Origin of the sequence: Pseudomonas gebzensis (genome assembly GCF_034427815.1) — a bacterium.
Lineage (GTDB): Bacteria > Pseudomonadota > Gammaproteobacteria > Pseudomonadales > Pseudomonadaceae > Aquipseudomonas.
This window is the reverse complement of sequence record NZ_JAXQNS010000011.1, coordinates 108,661-128,977: the sequence shown is the minus strand read 5'-3', so window position 1 is coordinate 128,977 and position 20,317 is coordinate 108,661. Positions and strand designations below refer to the sequence as shown.

Genomic DNA, 20,317 nt, shown 5'->3' with positions numbered 1-20,317 from the left:
GCGGGGCACCGACCTCCGGGCTTTCCAGACCAACGCCTCGCAGCAGATGCTGCGGGGCGTTTTTTTTGACTGGCTGGGCGGGCATACTAGGTCGTTCTTTCACCGGGTACACCTTCCTCATGCTTCGTGCACTCCTTCCCCTCGCCTTGTCGTGCCTGCTCAGTCCGGCCTTTGCCGACGAGCGCGCGCAGACTCAGCAACAACTGGACGCCACCCGCAAGGACATCGCCGAGCTGCAGAAAGTGCTTGGCCAGGTTCAGGCGCAAAAGGCCGGCGTGCAGAAAGACCTGCAAACCACCGAAACCGAAATCGGCACGTTGGAGAAGCAGGTGGAGGCCCTGCAACAGCAACTAAAAAAGACCGAGGGCGAGCTGGAGCGCCTCGATAAAGAGAAAAAAAAACTCCAGAGCGCCCGCGTTGAACAACAACGGCTGATTGCCATCCAGGCCCGTTCGGCCTACCAGAGCGGCCGCGAGGAATACCTCAAGCTACTGCTCAACCAGCAGAACCCTGAGAAATTCGCCCGCACCCTCACCTATTACGATTACCTGAGCAAGGCGCGCCTGGAGCAACTGCGCACCTTCAACGAAACCTTGCGCCAACTGGCCGGGGTCGAGCAGGACATCTCGCGTCAGCAAGCCCAATTGCTGGCCCAGCGCGGCAATCTCGACAGCCGCAAGCACGAGCTTGAAGCCGTGCGCAGCGAGCGCCAGCAGGTGCTGGCCAAGATCAACGCCGACCTCAAGCAGCGTAACCAGGCGCTGCAGACCCGCCAGCAGAACCAGGCGGATCTGGCCCAGGTGCTCAAGACCATCGAGGAAACCCTCGCCCGCCAGGCTCGCGAAGCCGAAGAGGCGCGGCAGAAGGCGTTGCTGGCCCAACAGGAAGCTGAGAAGCGCCGTCAGCAGCAAGCGCTGGCTCGCGCCGAGGCCGAGAAGGCACGCGGCGCCACGCGGCCCGCCCCAGAGCCGGTCGAAGAGGCCCCGGCCAGGCCGCGTCAGCCGCTGGGCCCGGTGGTGTCGAGCGATGGCGCCAACTATGGCGGGGCTTTTTCTGCGGCCCGAGGCAAACTTCCGTGGCCGGTCAATGGTCGACTACTGGCACGCTACGGCGATGCACGCGGCGGTGATGCGCGAGCCAAGTGGGACGGGGTGTTGATCAGCGCGTCTCCCGGCACCCAGGTACGTGCGGTGCACGGCGGTCGTGTGGTGTTTGCCGACTGGTTGCGTGGTGCCGGACTTCTGGTCATTCTCGACCACGGCAATGGTTACCTGAGCCTGTATGGGCATAATCAGAGCCTGTTGAAGAAGGCTGGCGACATCGTCACCGCAGGCGACGCCATCTCCACCGTTGGCGACAGCGGCGGGCAGGAAAGCGCCGGTCTGTATTTCGCCATCCGCCAGCAAGGTCGGCCCGCCGATCCATCGCAATGGTGTCGCGGTTAAGCGCAGTTGCGTCTATACGCCGTGGCGCTATCAATGGCTGCACTGAGGCTCCGCTCGGAGCGTCACAAGGATCAGGATCAGGAGTTCGCTAGACATGCTGCACTTGCCCCGCCTCACCCAGTTGGCCCTGACCATCGCCCTGGTCGCCGCCGTTCCCCTGGCATCTGCCGCGCAGCCCGCCGCCCAGGCTGCTGCGGCGCCGGCCACGGAAGTGACGGCCAACGCGCCGCTGCCGCTGGACGAGTTGCGCACGTTTGCCGAGGTGATGGACCGCATCAAGGCAGCCTACGTCGAACCGGTGGACGACAAGACCCTGCTGGAAAACGCCATCAAGGGCATGCTCAGCAACCTCGACCCCCACTCGGCCTACCTGGGCCCGGAAGACTTCCAGGAGCTGCAGGAAAGCACCAGCGGTGAATTCGGCGGCCTGGGCATCGAGGTGGGCATGGACGACGGCTTCGTCAAAGTCGTCTCGCCCATCGACGACACCCCCGCCTCGCGCGCCGGCATCCAGGCCGGCGACCTGATTCTCAAGATCAACGGCGCGCCGACGCGCGGCCAGAGCATGTCCGAAGCCGTGGACAAGATGCGCGGCAAGATCGGCCAGAAAATCACCCTCACCCTGGTGCGTGACGGCGGCAACCCGTTTGACGTGACCCTCGCCCGCGCCGTGATCCAGGTCAAAAGCGTGAAGAGCCAGTTGCTCGAAAGCGGCTACGGCTATATCCGCATCACCCAGTTCCAGGTCAAGACCGGCGAAGAAGTCGGCAAGGCCCTGGCCAAGCTGCGCAAGGACAACGGCAAGAAGCTGCAAGGCCTGGTGCTCGACCTGCGTAACAACCCAGGCGGCGTGCTGCAGTCGGCCGTGGAAGTGGCCGACCACTTCCTCACCAAAGGCCTGATCGTCTACACCAAAGGCCGCATCGCCAACTCCGAGCTGCGCTTCTCGGCAGATCCGGCTGACGCCAGCGAAGGTGTACCGCTGGTGGTGCTGATCAATGGCGGCAGCGCCTCCGCCTCGGAAATCGTCGCCGGCGCCCTGCAAGACCAGAAGCGCGGTGTGCTGATGGGCACCGACAGTTTCGGCAAGGGCTCGGTACAAACCGTGCTGCCGCTGAACAACGACCGTGCATTGAAGCTCACCACCGCGCTGTACTACACCCCCAACGGGCGTTCGATCCAGGCCCAGGGCATCGTGCCGGACATCGAAGTGCGCTCGGGCAAACTGACCGCCGACGACGACAGCGAAAGCCTCAAGGAAGCCGACCTCAAGGGCCACCTGGGCAATGGCAACGGCGGTGCCGATCGGCCGACGGTCGCCGGCGCTCGCAACGGCAAGGACCGCCCACAAGATGGCGACTTCCAGTTGAGCCAGGCCCTGAGCCTGCTCAAAGGGCTGAACGTCACCAAGCGCAACTGACGGGCCGATGCGTTTCCTGCCCACTGCCCTGCTCTGCCTGCTGGCCGGCGCCGCGTCTGCGGCGTCGGCCCAGCCGCCCAAGGCCTACCTGAGCCTGATCATCGACGACCTGGGGCAAAACACCGAGCGCGACAGCCGCACCCTGGCCTTGCCCGGCCCGGTGACGCTGGCGATCATGCCTGACACCCCACACGCCACCGACTTCGCCCGCCAGGCACACAAGGCCGGCAAGACGGTGATCCTGCACATGCCCATGGACCCGGCCACCGGCCCTTATGCCTGGCACCCGGACGTACCGTTGCCGGCCCTGGCCGAACGCCTGGAGGCCGCCTTGCACAAGGTGCCCTTCGCCGCCGGCCTCAACAACCACATGGGCAGCCGCATGACCTCACAACCTGCGCCCATGGCCTGGCTGATGGGCGAGCTGCAGCGGCGTCATCTGTTCTTCGTCGACAGCCGTACCAGTGCTGCCACAGTGGCAGCGGCCAAGGCCCAGGACATCGGCCTGGCGCACGTGTCGCGGGATGTGTTTCTTGATGACGTGCGCACCCCCGAAGCCATCGCCGGGCAATTGCAGCTGGCGGTGCAGATGGCGCGCAAACACGGCTCGGTGGTGATCATCGGCCATCCGTACCCTCAAACCCTGGCGGTACTGGAACAGCAAATGCCCCGGCTCAAGAGCCAGGGCATCGAGTGGATTGCGATCAAGCAGATGATCGCCGAACGCAGCAACCAGGCGATGCCAGGGCATGGCAGCCACGGCCGGTATCGTAATCGCTGAACCCAGGTTTCGCCTGAGAAGGCTCAAGAGAATGGCCCAGCAGGGCAATAAGCGTTGGGGTCGCCCCGTCAGAGGCGTCCCCGCCCGCCTGCGCACGCTCGACGAGTACCAGGCTGTTGCGCCCCGGTCAGGGCGCGCAGGCCCCATTCAGCTGTAGACGCGGCTCAGCACCTGGCGGTGGCTCTCGAACTGATCGAGCACATCGCGCACGATCTGCTCGGGCGCAAAGCCCATCAGGTCGTATTCCTGGCTGCCATCGTGCAGGTACACCTCGGCGCGATAGAAGCGCTGGCGCACGTCCGCCTCGCCCTCAACCGGCGCTTCACTGGGCGCCGCCAGATAACCGTCCAGGCTCACTTCATAGACGAAGGGGTTGCCCTCTTCCATCAGTACCCGCAGGCCCATCATGTTGCGTGACTGGCCCAGGCGGCTTTCCACCTCAAAACCCTGCGCGCGCAGTTGCTCGACGGCTTCACGCAGCGCCGGGCTGACGTGCTTGTCCATGAAGCGCTGCACCACGGCCTGGGTCGGCTCCAGCTCCAGCTGGCTGAGGCGCTCGCTAAAGCCGCGGCGCCCGCGTGCAGCCAGCTCTGCACGCTCGAGCTCGGTGGCCATGTCCTGCTTCATGGCCTTGTGCAGGCCGAACATGAACAGCACCAGCACCACCGAGAACGGCAACCCGGCCAGCACCACCATGGTCTGCATGGCCTCGAAGTTGCCCGCCAGCAGCAGGCCGATGGTGACCAGGGTGATCACCACCGACCAGAACACCACCATCCAGTGCGGCGCGTCTTCATCCACCTTGCCGCCCTTGCACGACAGGTTGGCCATCATCACCGCGCCAGAGTCGGCCGGGGTGAGGAACAGCACGAAGCCGACGAAGATGGCCACGCCGATGACGATCTTCGCCGCCGGGAAGTATTCCAGCAGCTGATAGATCGCCATCGACGGCTGCTCAACGGCCGTCTTGCCCAGTTCCACGGCGCCATGGTTCATCACCAGGTCCAGCGCGGTGTTACCGAAGATCGACAGCCAGGCCAGGGTGAAGCCCAGCGGGATCAGCAGCACGCCGCAGACCAGCTGGCGCACGGTGCGGCCCTTGGAAATACGTGCGATGAACATGCCCACGAACGGGCCCCAGGAAATCCACCACGCCCAATAGAACACGGTCCACAGGCCCAGCCAGCGCTCGGACGTGTTGCCGTCGCCTTCGTACACGTACAGGTCGAAGGTCTTCAGCACGAATCCGTTGAGGTAGTCGCCAACGTTCTGTACCAGACCGTTGAGCAGGTGCAGCGTCTCGCCGCCCAGCAGCACGAAGATCAGCAGGCCGCTGAACAGGCAGATGTTCAGGTTCGACAGGCGGCGGATGCCGTTCTCCACACCCGATACCGCTGCCACGGTGGCCACCGCCGCCATGGTCAGGATCACCACCAGCAGGTTGGTCTTGCTGTGGTCCATGCCGAACAGGTATTCCAGCCCCGAGGCCACCTGCATCGAGCCGATGCCGAGGTTGGTCACCAGGCCCAGCAAGGTCACGAACATGCCGAAAATGTCCACGGCGTTGCCGCCTGCGCCCTTGACCCAGCGCTCACCCACCAGCGGGTACAGCGCCGAGCGCAGCGCCAGTGGCTGGTTGTGGCGGTAGGCGAAATAGCCCACGGCCAGACCGACCAGTGCGTAGATCGCCCAGCCGTGCAGGCCCCAATGCAGGAAGGTCAGCTGCAAACCCTGACGCGCTGCGGCCAGGCTGGCCGACGTGCCTTCTGGCGGGTTGAAGTAGTGATCCAGCGGCTCGGAAGCGCCGAAGTACAGCAGCGAAATACCGATGCCTGAGGAAAACAGCATGCCGGCCCAGGCGCCGTAGCTGAAATCGGGGGTGTCGTCCTTACCGCCGAGCTTGAGCGTGCCGAACTTGGAAAACGCCAGGTAGATGACAAACACCAGGTAGCTGCCGATGACCAGCATGTAGTACCAGCCGAAGGTGCGCGTCAGCCAGGACTGGGCGACGCCCAGCACACGGCCAGCGGTTTCGGGTACTGCGATCAACAGGGCAGTCAGAACGAGGATCAACAGCGCCGAGGTGTAGAACACCGCGCGGTTGACCCGGACCCTCTCAGCGGGGGCTTGGGTAAGGGAGGCAGAACTCATTGCACGAAGGCTCCGGGGGAGTGCGGCAGTGGAGGCTAATCAGTTGTTTCCCGAGCAATTGGTGCAATAGCCCTACTGCTTCAGGTGTTATAAAAGCGTCCCTGGAAACCGTGATCCCGAATCGAATCGTTGCAAAAAATCAGATTCAACCTCCACTCCGAAGGTTCGCCGCGCGCATTCACAGCGCTTGACGGAATCTTGATCCTGCACCGTTCTAACCCGTCAACGCCTTGTATTCCGGGGGTTACACGATTTCCTGAGGTTTTGATCTGCGCCCCTGTAAACCGCCGAAAAGCTGTCAAGGGTACAAATTGTCGCAGAGCTTATTCTTTATTGATTGAACGTTCAATCAAAACAAAATAGACTGGTCTTCGCCGAGTCAGACGCCTGTCGCCTGCTCGCCGAGCCTGAGGAGAAAGCACGATGCCCAAGGTCGGTATGCAACCCATTCGCCGTCAGCAGTTGATCGACGCCACGCTGCAAGCGGTCGATCAAGTAGGCCTGGGAGATGCCAGCATTGCGCTGATTGCCCGCCTGGCCGGGGTGTCGAACGGCATCATCAGTCACTACTTTCGGGACAAGAACGGCCTGATCGCAGCGACCATGCGGCACATCATGAACATGCTCAGCCAAGGCGTGATCGCTCGGCGCCAGGCACTGACGGACACCAGCCCGCGTGCCCAGCTGCAAGTGATTATCGAAGGCAACTTCGACGCCAGCCAGGTCACCGGCCCGGCAATGAAAACCTGGTTGGCCTTCTGGGCCTCCAGCATGCACCAGCCGTCCTTGCACAGGTTGCAGCGGATCAACGACCTGCGCTTGTATTCCAACCTGTGCTACCAGTTCCGCCGCGCCCTGCCGCGCGATGAGGCCCGCAGCGCCGCCCGCGGCCTGGCCGCACTGATCGACGGGCTGTGGTTGCGCGGAGCACTGTCGGCCAATGCCTTCGACACCGACCAGGCAATACGCATCGCGTACGAATACATGGATCTACAACTGGCTAAGCAGCAACGCGGGGGCAGCGATGCCCAGCTTTGCGAAGCCCATGCTTCTGAAGCCCACGTTTCTGAACAACCGCGCGCAGCCACTGCCCAATCGGCACAGGCGCGACGCGCATAGCCAAACTACACACTGCACTTGCGAGGACACTATGGCCCGTTTCGGAACGCAAAAACTCTACATCGACGGTGGTTACGTGGACGCCAGCTCCGGTGCCACCTTTGAAGCCATCAACCCGGCGAACGGCGAAGTGCTCGCCCACGTGCAGCGTGCCAACGAAGCTGACGTCGAGAAAGCCGTGGCCAGCGCTGCGCGCGGCCAGAAGGTCTGGGCAGCGATGACCGCCATGCAGCGTTCGCGCATCCTGCGCCGCGCCGTAGATATCCTGCGCGAGCGCAACGATGAGCTGGCCATGCTGGAAACCCTCGACACCGGCAAGTCCTACTCCGAGACCCGCTACGTCGACATCGTCACCGGCGCTGACGTGCTGGAGTACTACGCAGGCCTGGCGACCGCCATCGAAGGCGAGCAGATTCCGCTGCGCGATTCATCCTTCGTCTACACCCGTCGCGAGCCGCTGGGCGTGACCGCCGGCATCGGCGCGTGGAACTACCCGATCCAGATCGCCCTGTGGAAATCCGCACCGGCCCTGGCTGCCGGCAACGCGATGATCTTCAAGCCATCGGAAGTCACTTCGCTGACCACCCTGAAACTGGCCGAGATCTACACCGAAGCCGGCGTGCCAGCGGGCGTGTTCAACGTCCTGACCGGCAGCGGCCGCGACGTCGGTGGTCTGCTCACCGAGCACCCAGGCATCGAGAAGATTTCCTTCACCGGCGGCACTACCACCGGCAAGAAGGTCATGGCCAGCGCTTCGAGCTCCTCGCTCAAGGAAGTCACCATGGAACTGGGTGGCAAGTCGCCGCTGATCATCTGCGCGGATGCCGACCTCGACCGGGCCGCCGACATCGCCATGATGGCCAACTTCTACAGCTCCGGCCAGGTCTGCACCAACGGCACCCGCGTGTTCATCCCGGCCGCGCTGAAAGCCGCTTTCGAAGCCAAGATCCTGGAGCGCGTTGCGCGCATCCGCATCGGCAACCCGGAAGACGACAACACCAACTTCGGCCCGCTGGTCAGCTTTGCCCACATGGAAAGCGTGCTCGGCTATATCGCCAAGGGCAAAGAGCAAGGTGCACGCCTGCTGTGTGGCGGTGAACGTCTGCAAGCGGGCGACCTGGCCAAGGGTGCCTTCGTGGCCCCGACCGTGTTCACCGACTGCCGCGATGACATGACCATCGTTCAGGAAGAAATCTTCGGTCCGGTGATGAGCATCCTCAGCTATGACACCGAAGAAGAAGTGATCCGCCGCGCCAACGATACCGACTACGGCCTGGCCGCTGGCGTGTGCACCAACGACCTGACCGCCGCCCACCGCATCATCCACCAGCTCGAAGCCGGCATCTGCTGGATCAACGCCTGGGGCGAGTCGGCGGCAGAAATGCCGGTCGGTGGCTACAAGCAATCGGGCGTGGGCCGCGAGAACGGCATCAGCTCGCTGGCGCAATACACCCGCATCAAGTCGGTACAGGTCGAACTGGGCGAGTACGCGTCGGTCTTCTGATCGAACGCCCACTGCAAGCACGCGCCGGCGGCGTATTGCCGCCGGCCCTTGCAGCGCGTACGGCGCCGGTGCATTCGCTGGTCGTCGGTCAGCCCTGGCGCCGCCTTGCGATCGAAACTGTCGAACCAGCGCCCATGCGCACCGCTCAAAGTCTGCAACCTGCCTGATCCTTAATTCTGGCGCGAGCTTCACGCCGCTTCCACGCGAAGCCTGAAGCGCGAGGCTCGCCATTGCTTCCGGAGGACGCTTTCCCATGGAATACGACTACATCATCGTCGGTGCCGGCTCGGCCGGTAACACCCTTGCCACCCGCCTGACCGAAGACGCCAGCGTCAGCGTACTGCTGCTCGAAGCCGGTGGCCCTGACTACCGCCTCGACTTCCGCACCCAGATGCCCGCCGCCCTCGCCTTCCCGCTGCAAGGCCGTCGCTACAACTGGGCGTACGAAACCGATCCAGAGCCGCACATGGACAACCGCCGCATGGAATGTGGCCGCGGCAAGGGCCTGGGCGGATCATCCCTGATCAACGGCATGTGCTACATCCGTGGTAACGCCCTGGACTTCGACGGCTGGGCCAAACTGCCTGGCCTGGAGGAGTGGACCTACCTCGACTGCCTGCCCTACTTCCGCAAGGCCGAAACCCGTGACATCGGCCCGAACGACTACCACGGCGGCGACGGCCCGGTCAGCGTGGCCACGCCCAAGGCCGGCAACAACCCGCTGTTCAACGCCATGGTCGAAGCCGGCGTGCAAGCCGGCTACCCGCGTACCGACGACCTCAACGGCTACCAGCAGGAAGGCTTCGGCCCGATGGACCGTTCGGTGACCAAGAACGGCCGCCGTTCCAGCACCGCGCGTGGCTACCTGGACCAGGCCAAGAAGCGCCCGAACCTGACCATCGTCACCCACGCCCTGAGCGATCGCATTCTGTTCGACGGCAAGCGCGCCATCGGCGTGACCTACCTGCACGGCGACAGTGAAGAGCGCATCGAAGTGCGTGCACGCAAGGAAGTGATCGTCAGCTCCGGCGCCATCGCCTCGCCACAACTGCTGCAACGCTCCGGCGTCGGCCCGAGACCGCTGCTGGAAAGCCTCGACATCCCCGTGGTGCACGAGCTGCCGGGCGTTGGCGAAAACCTGCAGGACCACCTCGAGCTGTACCTGCAATACGCCTGTACCCAGCCCGTGTCGCTGTACCCGTCGCTGCTGTGGTGGAACCAGCCGGCGATCGGTGCCGAATGGCTGTTCAACGGCACCGGCATCGGCGCCAGCAACCAGTTCGAAGCCGGCGGTTTCATCCGTAGCCGCCCTGAGTTCGAGTGGCCGAACATCCAGTACCACTTCCTCCCGGTGGCGATCAATTACAACGGCTCCAAGGGCGTTCAGGAGCACGGCTTCCAGGCGCACATGGGCTCGATGCGCTCGCCAAGCCGTGGTCGCGTGCATGTGAAGTCCAAGGACCCACGCCAGCACCCGAGCATCCTCTTCAACTACATGGCCACCGAGCAGGACTGGCAGGAATTCCGCGACGGCATCCGCCTGACCCGCGAAATCATGGCCCAGCCGGCACTCGACGCTTATCGCGGTCGCGAGATCAGCCCGGGCGCGCACGTGCAGACCGACGAGCAGCTCGACCAGTTCATCCGTGAGCACGCCGAGACCGCCTACCACCCATCGTGCTCGTGCAAGATGGGCGACGACGACATGGCCGTGGTCGACAACCAGGGCCGCGTGCACGGCATGCAGGGCCTGCGCGTGGTCGATGCCTCGATCATGCCGATCATCATCACTGGCAACCTCAACGCCACGACGATCATGATCGCCGAGAAAATCGCCGACAAGATCCGCAACCGTGCGCCGCTGCCGCGCAGCACCGCGACCTATCACGTCGCCAACGGCGCGCCGGTCAAAGGCGCACCGATGCGTGAAGTCCAGCAGGGCTGAGCGCTGTATAAGGGGCCGCTATGCGGCCCATCGCGAGCAAGCTCCTACCCTGAGATTCACACGGTCTTGTAGGGGCTATTGCCGCGATGGGCGGCGCAGCCGGCCCAAAGCTGCCACCCCGTTCTCCCGCCCATGCGCGGTGGCTGAATCGGGCCGGCCGTGCCGTGCATCGCGGCAATCCGGAGCGCCGGGCCGGCCGCTCCCACAAGGACCGCATTTCCCCGCATACGTAACGTTGCGCGACGACTGCAGTGAACGTGGCGACTTCAGCCACGATAGCCGGCGCAGCCGGCCCCCACCGATACCCATTCAGCTTGAATCGCCAGCATTCCCTGCAGCGCAGCCCTCTTCACTGCCTCGTCAGGTCGGCAGCGCAAAAAAACTGCGCATCAGCGCGTCATCCTCGATGCCCAGTCGCCCAGCCAACACCTGTCGATCAAACGGCGCGCCAGTGCGCATGTCACGCACCGCCAGGCCTTCAGGTGCCTGCGCCAGGCCCTTCAAACGTACCTCGGTGAACCGATAGGTCGCGCTTTTCACCACCCGCACCTGTTCCACCTGCAGGTAGCGCCCCGGCATCATCAAGGATTCCGCTTCATCGGGCCGTCTTGAAAACGGCCCGATGGGCGTCGCCTGCACCTCCTCACTGGGTTCCAGCACGTACACCACGGCACTGTCGTCAAACGCCGGCCTGCCGCTCACCTGCACCCGTGGATCGTTGAACACCTCCCAAAGTGCATAGGGGTTTTCCGTGAACGAGGTGAAATCACTGGTGACCAGTACATCCCCTGCGCCGAGGGCGCCTTCACCCACCGTCGTGATACCCGTACCACGGGCGCTCAAGGCCGCCCGGTACAGGCGCAACGGGCGGCCGGGACCCACCTGCTGCAAGGCGTGCGCCAGTTGCTGGCTGCGGCGGATATTGTCAGCGACGCTGCCGTCCAGGGGTAGCCCGCGCCAGAGGTGGTTGTAGCGCTCCGGCGCGCTGGTGTACTCGGCGATGGCGGCCGAGCCGAAACCAAGCTCATCGCGGTACACCGCGTAAGGCTCGCCGAAGGCATCGAGGTACGCACCGCCGGCATCGACCGCCGAGTGATCGACCCACGGCACCTCGCCCAGCAGTGCCTGCTGGCGGGCCAAGGCCTGATCGGACCTGGCCAGCAGTTCGTCGGCCGCCGGCGCCATATAGCGCGCCCAGTCCATGGACGCCTCATCGGTTGGCGCCGGGCCCGCCACCCGTGGCGGCACACGGCCATCGCTGAATAATTGCCCGGCACGCATCATGGCGGCGTCGAGCAGAATGAACAGCAGGTCCAGCACCACCGCCCACCAGGCCGCCGAGCGCCAGGCGGTCTTGCCGGTGAGGGCACGAGCCAGGTGCAGTCCAAGGCTTGCAACGCCCAGCCCAAGCGACGTCAGGATCACAGGCCAGCCGAGCGGCGCCAGCGGGGCAATCACCAGGCTGGCGGCCTGCACGCCGGCCAGCCACTCGGCCTTGCGCAATTGAGCGTTGGTCGTGAGGCGCTCGTGGGCGTCGCTGAGCAGATCGCGCATCAGCCTGTCGCGCACATGGACGAACAGATCGCCCACGACCGCCTGCGTGTGGCTGGCCTCAGCAGTGCTCGCCAGGGAGGCCGCAAGCGCCTGGCGGTCGCTGAACACCTCAAGACCCTCCGCTGCATCGGTGCAATACAGGCACAGCCTGCCGGTCCTGAGCTCGCGCATGAACAGCGGCTGAGCCCGTTGCGGCGTGGTGGCCAGGCTGTACCAGCCAGTGCGCTGGGTTGGCGGGCACCCCTGGTGCAACGCGCTCAGGCTGCTGGGCGGTGTGGGCACGGCCAGGGTGGCGGCCAGCAATTCGCGCCGCTCGGGCGCGCTCAATGCGCTGCGCGCGACCGCAGCCAGAAAGCGCGCACGCGCCCATACGCAATAATCTTCGCCACGCTGGGTGCGAAAGCGTTGCAGCGCTTGAGCATAGCGTCCGGCGAAATCCATGTCCCACAGCGCCTGCAACACCTGCTGTGGGCTGAGCCGAACTTCGTTGCGTTCGTCGTACTCGGCCTGGTTGGCGTCCACTCGGCAGAAACCGCCGTACAGGCTCAACTGGTCTGCAGCGCTGTGTTGCTGCGGGCTGAAGCGCTGAATGACCAGCTCGGTCAGGCTCAGTGATCGCCGTGGCGGCCCACGATGGCGCCAGCCGGTGTAGCTCAGCGAACTGCTGGCCGCCGACTCGAACTGATGCCAGTACAACCGATCCGGATCGAGCCAGTAGCCCAACTGCCGCTGCAGCAAATGGCCCGCAGCGTCGCGGGCCAGTCGGTGCAGGTCGGGGAACTGCCCGAGCAGGCGCTGGGCGATCTGGGCAAGGGGCAGGTTTTCGTTTGAATTCATGTCGATGGGTCACCTGAGCGAGGGAGACACCACTACAACCGCAGCGCACGGGAACCATTCGGTATCACTTTACAGCCCGCATCGGCATCAGGTTAGAATCGATTGGCATGCGACCTGCTAGTGAAACACCCACGGTCCGCTTTTTCCCCGCTACACGCTGGAGTACCCGCCTTTGGATGCAAGCACCATCAACAGCCTGTTCTTGATCGGCGCTTTGCTGGTGGGTGCAAGCATTCTCGTCAGTTCGTTGTCGTCCCGCCTGGGCATCCCGATTCTGGTCATCATTCTGGCCGTGGGCATGGTCGCTGGGGTCGATGGGGGCGGCATCATCTTCAACAACTACCCCACCGCCTACCTGGTGGGCAACTTGGCTCTGGCCGTGATTCTGCTCGACGGCGGCTTGCGCACGCGGGTGGCAAGCTTTCGCGTGGCCTTGTGGCCGGCGCTGTCGCTGGCCACGGTCGGGGTGCTGATCACCACGGCGCTGACCGGCATGGTCGCGGCTTGGCTGTTCGACCTGAGCCTGATCCAGGGCCTGCTGATCGGCGCCATCGTCGGTTCCACCGACGCTGCGGCAGTGTTTTCCTTGCTTGGCGGCAAAGGCCTGAACGAACGGGTCACGGCAACGCTGGAAATCGAATCGGGCAGCAACGACCCGATGGCCGTGTTCCTCACCGTGACCCTGATCGAGATGATCGCCAGCAACCAGACCGGCCTGCACTGGAGCCTGCTCGGCCACCTGATCCGTGAATTCGGCATCGGCGGCCTGCTCGGCCTGGGCGGCGGCTGGCTGATGCTGCAGGCGGTCAACCGCATCAATCTTGCCAGCGCCCTGTACCCGATCCTGGTGATCGCCGGCGGCCTGGTGGTGTTCTCGCTGACCAACGCCCTGCACGGCAGCGGCTTCCTGGCGGTGTACCTGTGCGGCCTGGTGCTGGGCAACCGGCCGATCCGCAGCCGCCACGGCATTCTGCACATGCTCGACGGCATGGCCTGGCTGGCGCAGATCGGCATGTTCCTGGTCCTGGGCCTGCTGGTCACCCCGCACGACCTGCTGCCCATCGCCGTACCGGCCCTGGGCCTGGCGTTGTGGATGATCGTGATCGCAAGGCCGCTGTCGGTGTTCGTCGCGCTGCTGCCGTTCAAAGCCTTCCATGACCGCGAAAAGGGCTTCATTTCCTGGGTGGGCTTGCGCGGCGCGGTGCCGATCATTCTGGCGGTGTTCCCGCTGATGGCCGGGCTGCCGCAGGCGCAGCTGTTCTTCAACCTGGCGTTCTTTATCGTGCTGATCTCGCTGGTGGTGCAAGGCACCAGCCTGCCGTGGATGGCCAAGCTGTTGAAAGTCACCGTGCCGCCCGACCCTGCGCCGATTTCCCGCTCTGCGCTGGAAGTGCACATCACCAGCGAGTGGGAGATGTTCGTTTATCGCCTCGGCCAGGAAAAGTGGTGCATCGGCGCCGCTCTGCGCGAGCTGAAAATGCCCGAAGGCACGCGCATCGCCGCGCTGTTCCGTGGCCAGCAACTGTTGCACCCCTCAGGCAGCACCGTGTTGCAGGTCGACGACATGCTCTGCGTGATCGGCCACGAACACGACCTGCCAGCGCTGGGCAAGCTGTTCAGCCAGGCGCCGCAGCGCGGCCTGGACCTGCGCTTCTTCGGCGACTTCGTGCTCGAAGGCGATGCCGAGCTGGGCGCGGTCGCCTCGCTGTACGGGCTGCAACTCGATGGGCTGGACAGCAAGATGCCGCTGGCCCAGTTCATCCGCCAGAAAGTCGGTGGTGCACCGGTGGTCGGCGACCAGATCGAGTGGCACAGCACCTTGTGGACCATTGCGGTGATGGAGGGGAACAAGATCATGAAAGTCGGCGTCAAATTCCCCGAAGGGGCCCGACCTGGCCCTGGATTGTTCCTCTAACCGTCCCTGGTTTCTCAAGAATTCTGCCTATGTTCCTGCGCGCATTTCGCACGGCCCTGCTCGGGCTGTGCCTGCTTCTCCCCGTTGCCGTGGTGGCCGCCGACGCGCCCAGCACCGAGAGCGTTCAGCAAAGCCTCGACAAGATTGCCGACCGCAAGCTGCCCGAGGCCGACCAGAAAGCCTTGCAGCAGCTGCTGGAAAAAACCCTGTCCTGGCTCGATAGTCGCGACGACAGCCAGGAGAAGCTCGAGGCCCTGCGCACTCAACTGGCCGAAGCGCCGAAGGAGATCAACGACAGCCAGCAGGCCTTGAACCAGCTCAAGGCAAGCACCCCCACGGCCGTTGCCCAGCGCTATGGCAAGCAGGATGTGGCGCAGCTCGAACAACTGCTCAGCGAGCGCAGCACCGAGCAGGGCGAGCTGCAAAAGGCCCTGTCCGAAGCCAACAGCCTGATCATCAATTCACAGACTCGCCCCGAGCGCGCCCAGGCCGAGATCAGCAACAGCCAGAGCCGAACGCAGCAGATCAACGGCATCCTCAAACAGGGCAAGGACAACGGCAAGACCCTCAGTAGCGACCAGCGCAATCAATTCAATGCCGAGCTCGCCTCGCTCAATGCCCTGACCCAGTTGCGCCGTCGAGAACTGGCCGGCAATGGCCTGCTGCAAGACCTCGGCAACGCGCGCCATGACCTGTTGATCGAAAAAGCCACACGCCTGGAGCAGGAAATCCAGGACCTGCAGACCCTGATCAACGACAAGCGCCTGGCCCAGTCGCAGCAGACCGTCACCCAGCAGTCGCTGGAAGCGCAGAAGGCCGGCGGCAGCACGTTGCTGGCCAGTGAAAGCGCCGCCAACCTGAAACTGTCGGACTACCTGCTGCGCAGCACCGACCGCCTCAACGAGCTGACCCAGCAGAACCTGCGCGCCAAGCAGCAGCTCGACAGCGTGACTCAGGCCGACCAGGCCTTGGACGAGCAGATCAACGTGCTCAAGGGCAGCCTGCTGCTGTCGAAGATTCTCTACAAGCAGAAACAGGCCCTGCCACACCTGAAACTCGACCGCGACCTGGCCGACCAGATCGCCGACATTCGCCTGTACCAGTTCGAGGTCAATCAGCAGCGCGAGCAAATGAGCACACCGGGCGCCTACGTCGAGAAACTGCTGGCCAGCCAGCCGCAGCAAGACGTCACCCCGGTCTTGCGCAAAGCCCTGCTGGAAGTGGCCATTACCCGCAGCGATCTGCTGGAGCGGCTCAACCGCGAGCTGTCGTCGCTGCTCAACGAATCGATCACCTTGCAGCTGAACCAGAAGCAGCTGTTCAGCACCGCGCAGAACCTGCGTACCACCCTTGAAGAGCAGATGTTCTGGATTCCCAGCAACAAGGCGCTGGACTGGGAATGGTTGCGCTATGCGCCCGAAGGCCTGATCGATCAGGTGCGCGGGCTGCCGTGGTCATCGGGCGTCACCGAACTGGCCGACGGCCTGGGCCAGCACCCGGTGCTGTTCGTGCCCCTGCTGCTGGTGATCGGCGGCCTGCTGTGGCGGCGCAGGTATCTGTATGAGCGGCTGAGCAAAGTCCACCAGGACATCGGCCACTTCAAGCGCGACAGCCAGTGGCACACGCCCCAGGCGATCCTCATCAACATCCTCCTGGCCATGCCGGTGAGCCTGGGCCTGGCGCTGTGCAGCTACGCCCTGCAGATCGACGCCCGTGGGCAGAACGCCAACTTGGGCGCCGCGTTGTGGCAACTGGCCCAGGCCTGGCTGGTGTTCTACACCGCGTACCGCATCCTTTCCCCAGGCGGCGTGGCCGAGGTGCATTTCCGTTGGTACAAGCCGCAGGTGCAGTTCCTGCGCGGCTGGGTGCGACGCCTGGGTACCGTGGTGCTGGCGCTGGTCGGGGTGGTGGCGGTGGCCGAGCACCAGCCCTCGGCGCTGGCCGATGACGTGTTCGGTATCGTCGTGGTACTGGCCTGCTACGCTTTGATGGCGCTGCTGCTCAGCCGCCTGCTGTTGATCAGCCCGGCGCATCAGGCCACCTCGCTGTTCCGCAAAACGGTCGGGGTGGCTTTCACTGCCCTGCCCATCGCCCTGTTCGTGGCGGTGTGTTTTGGCTATTACTACACCGCGCTGAAACTCACCGACCGGCTGATCTACACCCTGTACCTGCTGCTGTTCTGGCTGGTGATCGAGGCGGCCTTCATGCGCGGGCTGTCGGTCGCGGCGCGGCGCCTGGCGTATCAGCGCGCCATCAGCAAGCGCCAGGCCACCAAGGAGGGGCTCGACGGTGAGGTGATCATCGAAGAGCCGACGCTGGACATCGAACAGGTCAACCAGCAGTCGCTGCGCCTGATTCGCCTGGCCCTGCTGGGCGGGTTCATTGCCGGGCTGTACTGGGTGTGGTCGGACCTGCTCAGCGTGTTCTCCTACCTCAACAACTTCACCCTCTACGAGTACAGCAGCGGCACCGGCGCTGCGGCGAGCCTGGTGCCGATCAGCCTGGGCGACCTGCTCGGTGCGCTGGTCATCGCCGGCATCACCGTGGCCTTTGCCAGCAACCTGCCGGGGCTGTTGGAAGTGCTGGTGCTGTCGCGCTTGAACCTGGCCCAGGGCAGCGCGTATGCCATCACCACCTTGCTGTCTTATGTGATCGTCGGGGTCGGTATCGTCAGCACCCTGGCCACCCTCGGGGTGAGCTGGGACAAGCTGCAGTGGCTGGTCGCGGCGCTGTCACTGGGGCTGGGCTTCGGCATGCAGGAGATTTTCGCCAACTTCATCTCCGGCATCATGATCCTGTTCGAGCGTCCGGTGCGCATCGGCGACACCATCACCATCGGCAACCTGTCGGGCACGGTGAGCAAGATCCGCATCCGCGCCACTACCATCACCGACTTCGACCGCAAGGACATCATCGTCCCGAACAAGACCTTCATCACCGGGCAACTGATCAACTGGTCGCTGACCGACACCATCACCCGCGTCACGCTCAAGCTGGGCATCGACTACGGCTCGGACCTGGAGCTGGTGCGCGAGCTGTTGCTCAAGGCCGCCGACGAAAACCCGCGGGTGCTCAAGGACCCGGAACCGCTGGTGTATTTCCTCAACTTCGGTGAAACCCTGGAGCACGAGTTGCGCATGCACGTGCGCGATCTGGGCGACCGCAACCCGACGCTCGATGAGGTCAACCGCTACATCGACCGGGCCTTCAAGGAACACGGCATCAAGATTTCCGTGCGGCAAGTGGAGGTGTTCCTGATGGACGCCAAAGGCGGCAAGCAACAGATGATCGGCGTCGATTCGCGCAAGTCCGATGGCACGATGCCGGACTGATTGGACTCACACAGGGACCGACGCCAGAATGGCCGCCGCCCACACCTTTGGAGAAGCCGCGTGAAATCCCTCGATCAACTCAGCTTCGACACCCGCTTCGCCCGCCTGGGCGATGCGTTTTCCGTGCAAGTGCTGCCCGATCCGATCGCCGAGCCACGCCTGGTCGTCGCCAGCCCGTCGGCCATGGCGCTGCTCGACCTGGACCCGGCGGTTGCCGAACAGCCGCTGTTCGCCGAACTGTTCAGCGGGCACACGCTGTGGGATCAGGCCGATCCTCGGGCGATGGTGTATTCCGGGCATCAGTTCGGTGGCTATACCCCGCGTTTGGGCGATGGCCGGGGGCTGCTGCTGGGTGAGGTGGTCAACGACGCCGGCGAGCACTGGGACTTGCACCTCAAGGGCGCCGGACAGACGCCGTTCTCGCGCATGGGCGATGGCCGCGCGGTGCTGCGTTCGTCGATTCGCGAGTTTCTGGGTTCAGAGGCGCTGCATGCGCTGGGCATTCCCAGCAGTCGGGCGTTGTGCGTGATCGGCTCAAGCAGCGTGGTCTGGCGCGAGACCCAGGAGCGCGCGGCCATGCTGCTGCGCCTGGCACAGAGCCATGTGCGCTTCGGGCATTTCGAATACTTCTACTACACCAAGCAACCGGAACAGGCGCAGCAGTTGCTCGACTTCGTACTGCACGCGTATTACCCCGAGTGCCAGCAGGATTCGCTGCCGTACCTGGCGATGTTGCGCAGCATCGTGGAGCGCAACGCCGAGCTGATCGCCTATTGGCAGGCCTACGGCTTCTGCCATGGCGTGATGAACACCGACAACATGTCGATCCTGGGCATCACCTTCGACTTCGGGCCGTATGCGTTTCTCGATGATTTCGACGCCAACTTCATCTGCAATCATTCCGACGACCAGGGCCGCTACAGCTACAGCAACCAGGTGCCCATCGCCCACTGGAACCTCAGCGCGCTGGCCCAGGCGCTGACACCGTTCGTCGAGGTGCAAGCGTTGCAGGAGGCGTTGAACCTGTTCCTGCCGCTGTACCAGGCGCACTACCTCGACCTGATGCGTCGCCGCTTGGGCCTGACCGTGGCCGAGGACGACGACATGGCGCTGATCGAGCAACTGCTGCAATGCATGCAGCGCGGCGGGGTGGACTACACGCTGTTCTTCCGTCACCTGGGTGATCAACCCGTGGAGGCCGCGCTGAACGTGGTGCGCGACGACTTCGTCGACCTGGCCGCCTTTGATCGGTGGAGCGAGGCCTACCGCGCCCGCTGCGCACGCGAACCGGGCAATGACCAGGGACGTCGCGAACGCATGCATGCGGTGAATCCGCTATACATCTTGCGTAACTACCTCGCCCAGCAGGCCATCGAGGCCGCAGAAGCGGGGGACTACAGCAAAGTGCGCGAACTGCATTCAGTGCTCAGCCGCCCATTCGAAGAGCAGGCCGGCATGCAGGCATACGCCCAACGGCCACCGGAGTGGGGCAAGCATCTGGAGATCAGCTGTTCGTCGTGAGGGGTAGTGGAATCGGGGGTTTGGCGCTTTGAGTGATGCCCCAAGGTCAGCGCCATCGCCGCCCCAATGCAGACAACACGAATGACCTGCAGGTGAAGCCTGCCCGCCAGAGGACCGGCTTTGCCGGTCATCGCGAGCAAGCTCGCTTTTACAGGGGTTAGGCACTGGTAGGAGCGAGCTTGCTCGCGAAGGGCGGCGTCGCCGCCCCCGTCCGGACACTGCGAACAACCTGAAAGCCGTGGTGGCCGAGGCGTCGGCGCCACCCTGCCCAGACGTCCCGCAACACCCGCCGTTTCAGGCCACACTACGACTCAAGCCACTCTGCCAGGAGACCCATCATCATGCCCGATCTTTTGCTGATCCCCTGCCCCCACTGCAACGGCCTCAACCGCCTGCCTGCCGAGCGCCTCGCCGACGCCCCTAAATGCGGGCGCTGCAAGCAGTCGGTACTGCCCAGCACACCGTTCGACCTGAGCGAACAAAGCTACCCCAGCCAGATCAAAGGCGACCTGCCGCTCTTGATCGACGTCTGGGCCGACTGGTGCGGCCCCTGCAAAGCCTTCGCCCCGGTCTTCGCCCAAGCCGCCCGACAGCTACAAGGCCGCTGCCGCCTGGCCAAACTCGACAGCGAAGCCAACCGCAACCTGTCGGCCCAACTGGGCATCCGCTCGATCCCCAGCCTGATCCTGTTCAGGAACGGCCGCGAAGTCGCGCGTCAGGCCGGGGCGTTTCCGTTGCAGGCGTTGATGCAGTGGTTGGGGAGTGAAGGCTTGTGAATGGCGCCAAGTAATCG

At 64.3% G+C, this 20,317-nt stretch carries 12 protein-coding genes; 10 read left to right on the top strand and 2 right to left on the bottom strand.

Annotation, left to right across the window (positions count from 1 at the left end; all coding sequences use genetic code 11):
- Positions 1 to 119: 119 nt before the first annotated feature.
- The 3 genes from SJI00_RS19460 to SJI00_RS19450 all read left to right on the top strand — a co-directional run bounded on the left by SJI00_RS19460 (position 120) and on the right by SJI00_RS19450 (position 3,646).
- Positions 120 to 1,445, top strand: a complete 1,326-nt coding sequence (locus SJI00_RS19460; protein ID WP_322463305.1) for a murein hydrolase activator EnvC — start codon at positions 120 to 122, stop codon at positions 1,443 to 1,445.
- A gap of 94 nt (positions 1,446 to 1,539) precedes the next feature.
- Positions 1,540 to 2,865 (top strand): S41 family peptidase, encoded by a 1,326-nt coding sequence (locus SJI00_RS19455; protein WP_322463304.1) that lies wholly within the window; start codon positions 1,540 to 1,542, stop codon positions 2,863 to 2,865.
- A 7-nt stretch (positions 2,866 to 2,872) separates the two neighbouring features.
- Positions 2,873 to 3,646 carry a divergent polysaccharide deacetylase family protein gene (locus tag SJI00_RS19450; protein WP_322463303.1) on the top strand — a complete coding sequence of 258 codons (774 nt, stop codon included), beginning with the start codon at positions 2,873 to 2,875 and terminating at the stop codon, positions 3,644 to 3,646.
- Between the two features lie 147 nt (positions 3,647 to 3,793).
- Here SJI00_RS19450 and SJI00_RS19445 read toward each other — a convergent pair whose 3' ends face one another.
- The gene (locus SJI00_RS19445; protein WP_416221069.1) at positions 3,794 to 5,797 is read right to left on the bottom strand and encodes a BCCT family transporter; all 2,004 of its coding nucleotides are present in this window, start codon (positions 5,795 to 5,797) and stop codon (positions 3,794 to 3,796) included.
- Positions 5,798 to 6,220: 423 nt separating this feature from the next.
- On the opposite strand from SJI00_RS19445, the gene betI reads away from it, so the two are divergent.
- From betI to betA, 3 genes are all read left to right on the top strand, one after another.
- Positions 6,221 to 6,916: a transcriptional regulator BetI gene (gene betI / locus SJI00_RS19440; RefSeq protein WP_322463302.1), complete on the top strand. Its 696-nt coding sequence runs from the start codon at positions 6,221 to 6,223 to the stop codon at positions 6,914 to 6,916.
- 31 nt (positions 6,917 to 6,947) lie between these two features.
- Complete coding sequence (gene betB / locus SJI00_RS19435; RefSeq protein ID WP_322463301.1) at positions 6,948 to 8,420, top strand: betaine-aldehyde dehydrogenase; 1,473 nt, start codon at positions 6,948 to 6,950, stop codon at positions 8,418 to 8,420.
- 253 nt (positions 8,421 to 8,673) lie between these two features.
- Complete coding sequence (betA, locus tag SJI00_RS19430; protein WP_322463300.1) at positions 8,674 to 10,365, top strand: choline dehydrogenase; 1,692 nt, start codon at positions 8,674 to 8,676, stop codon at positions 10,363 to 10,365.
- Positions 10,366 to 10,725: 360 nt separating this feature from the next.
- Here betA and SJI00_RS19425 read toward each other — a convergent pair whose 3' ends face one another.
- Entirely contained in the window at positions 10,726 to 12,756 is a 2,031-nt protein-coding gene (locus SJI00_RS19425; protein ID WP_322463299.1) for a dermonecrotic toxin domain-containing protein, read from the bottom strand.
- Between the two features lie 172 nt (positions 12,757 to 12,928).
- Here SJI00_RS19425 and SJI00_RS19420 point away from each other — a divergent pair, with 172 nt between their 5' ends.
- The 4 genes from SJI00_RS19420 (at position 12,929) to trxC (ending at position 20,300) form a co-directional block, all read left to right on the top strand.
- Positions 12,929 to 14,671 carry a potassium/proton antiporter gene (locus SJI00_RS19420; protein WP_322463298.1) on the top strand — a complete coding sequence of 581 codons (1,743 nt, stop codon included), beginning with the start codon at positions 12,929 to 12,931 and terminating at the stop codon, positions 14,669 to 14,671.
- A gap of 29 nt (positions 14,672 to 14,700) precedes the next feature.
- Positions 14,701 to 18,003, top strand: coding sequence for a mechanosensitive channel MscK (mscK, locus tag SJI00_RS19415; RefSeq protein ID WP_322463297.1), 3,303 nt, complete (start codon positions 14,701 to 14,703; stop codon positions 18,001 to 18,003).
- A 60-nt stretch (positions 18,004 to 18,063) separates the two neighbouring features.
- The gene (selO, locus tag SJI00_RS19410; protein ID WP_322463296.1) at positions 18,064 to 19,524 is read left to right on the top strand and encodes a protein adenylyltransferase SelO; all 1,461 of its coding nucleotides are present in this window, start codon (positions 18,064 to 18,066) and stop codon (positions 19,522 to 19,524) included.
- A 341-nt stretch (positions 19,525 to 19,865) separates the two neighbouring features.
- Complete coding sequence (gene trxC, locus SJI00_RS19405; protein WP_322463295.1) at positions 19,866 to 20,300, top strand: thioredoxin TrxC; 435 nt, start codon at positions 19,866 to 19,868, stop codon at positions 20,298 to 20,300.
- The last annotated feature ends 17 nt before the right edge of the window (positions 20,301 to 20,317 follow it).

What these genes read in the sequence shown, in the direction of transcription:
- SJI00_RS19460 (WP_322463305.1), top strand. Translation starts at nt 120, where the DNA reads ATGCTTCGTGCACTCCTTCCCCTCGCCTTGTCGTGCCTGCTCAGTCCG.
- SJI00_RS19455 (WP_322463304.1), top strand. Translation starts at nt 1,540, where the DNA reads ATGCTGCACTTGCCCCGCCTCACCCAGTTGGCCCTGACCATCGCCCTG.
- SJI00_RS19450 (WP_322463303.1), top strand. Translation starts at nt 2,873, where the DNA reads ATGCGTTTCCTGCCCACTGCCCTGCTCTGCCTGCTGGCCGGCGCCGCG.
- SJI00_RS19445 (WP_416221069.1), bottom strand. Translation starts at nt 5,797, where the DNA reads ATGAGTTCTGCCTCCCTTACCCAAGCCCCCGCTGAGAGGGTCCGGGTC.
- betI (WP_322463302.1), top strand. Translation starts at nt 6,221, where the DNA reads ATGCCCAAGGTCGGTATGCAACCCATTCGCCGTCAGCAGTTGATCGAC.
- betB (WP_322463301.1), top strand. Translation starts at nt 6,948, where the DNA reads ATGGCCCGTTTCGGAACGCAAAAACTCTACATCGACGGTGGTTACGTG.
- betA (WP_322463300.1), top strand. Translation starts at nt 8,674, where the DNA reads ATGGAATACGACTACATCATCGTCGGTGCCGGCTCGGCCGGTAACACC.
- SJI00_RS19425 (WP_322463299.1), bottom strand. Translation starts at nt 12,756, where the DNA reads ATGAATTCAAACGAAAACCTGCCCCTTGCCCAGATCGCCCAGCGCCTG.
- mscK (WP_322463297.1), top strand. Translation starts at nt 14,701, where the DNA reads ATGTTCCTGCGCGCATTTCGCACGGCCCTGCTCGGGCTGTGCCTGCTT.
- trxC (WP_322463295.1), top strand. Translation starts at nt 19,866, where the DNA reads ATGCCCGATCTTTTGCTGATCCCCTGCCCCCACTGCAACGGCCTCAAC.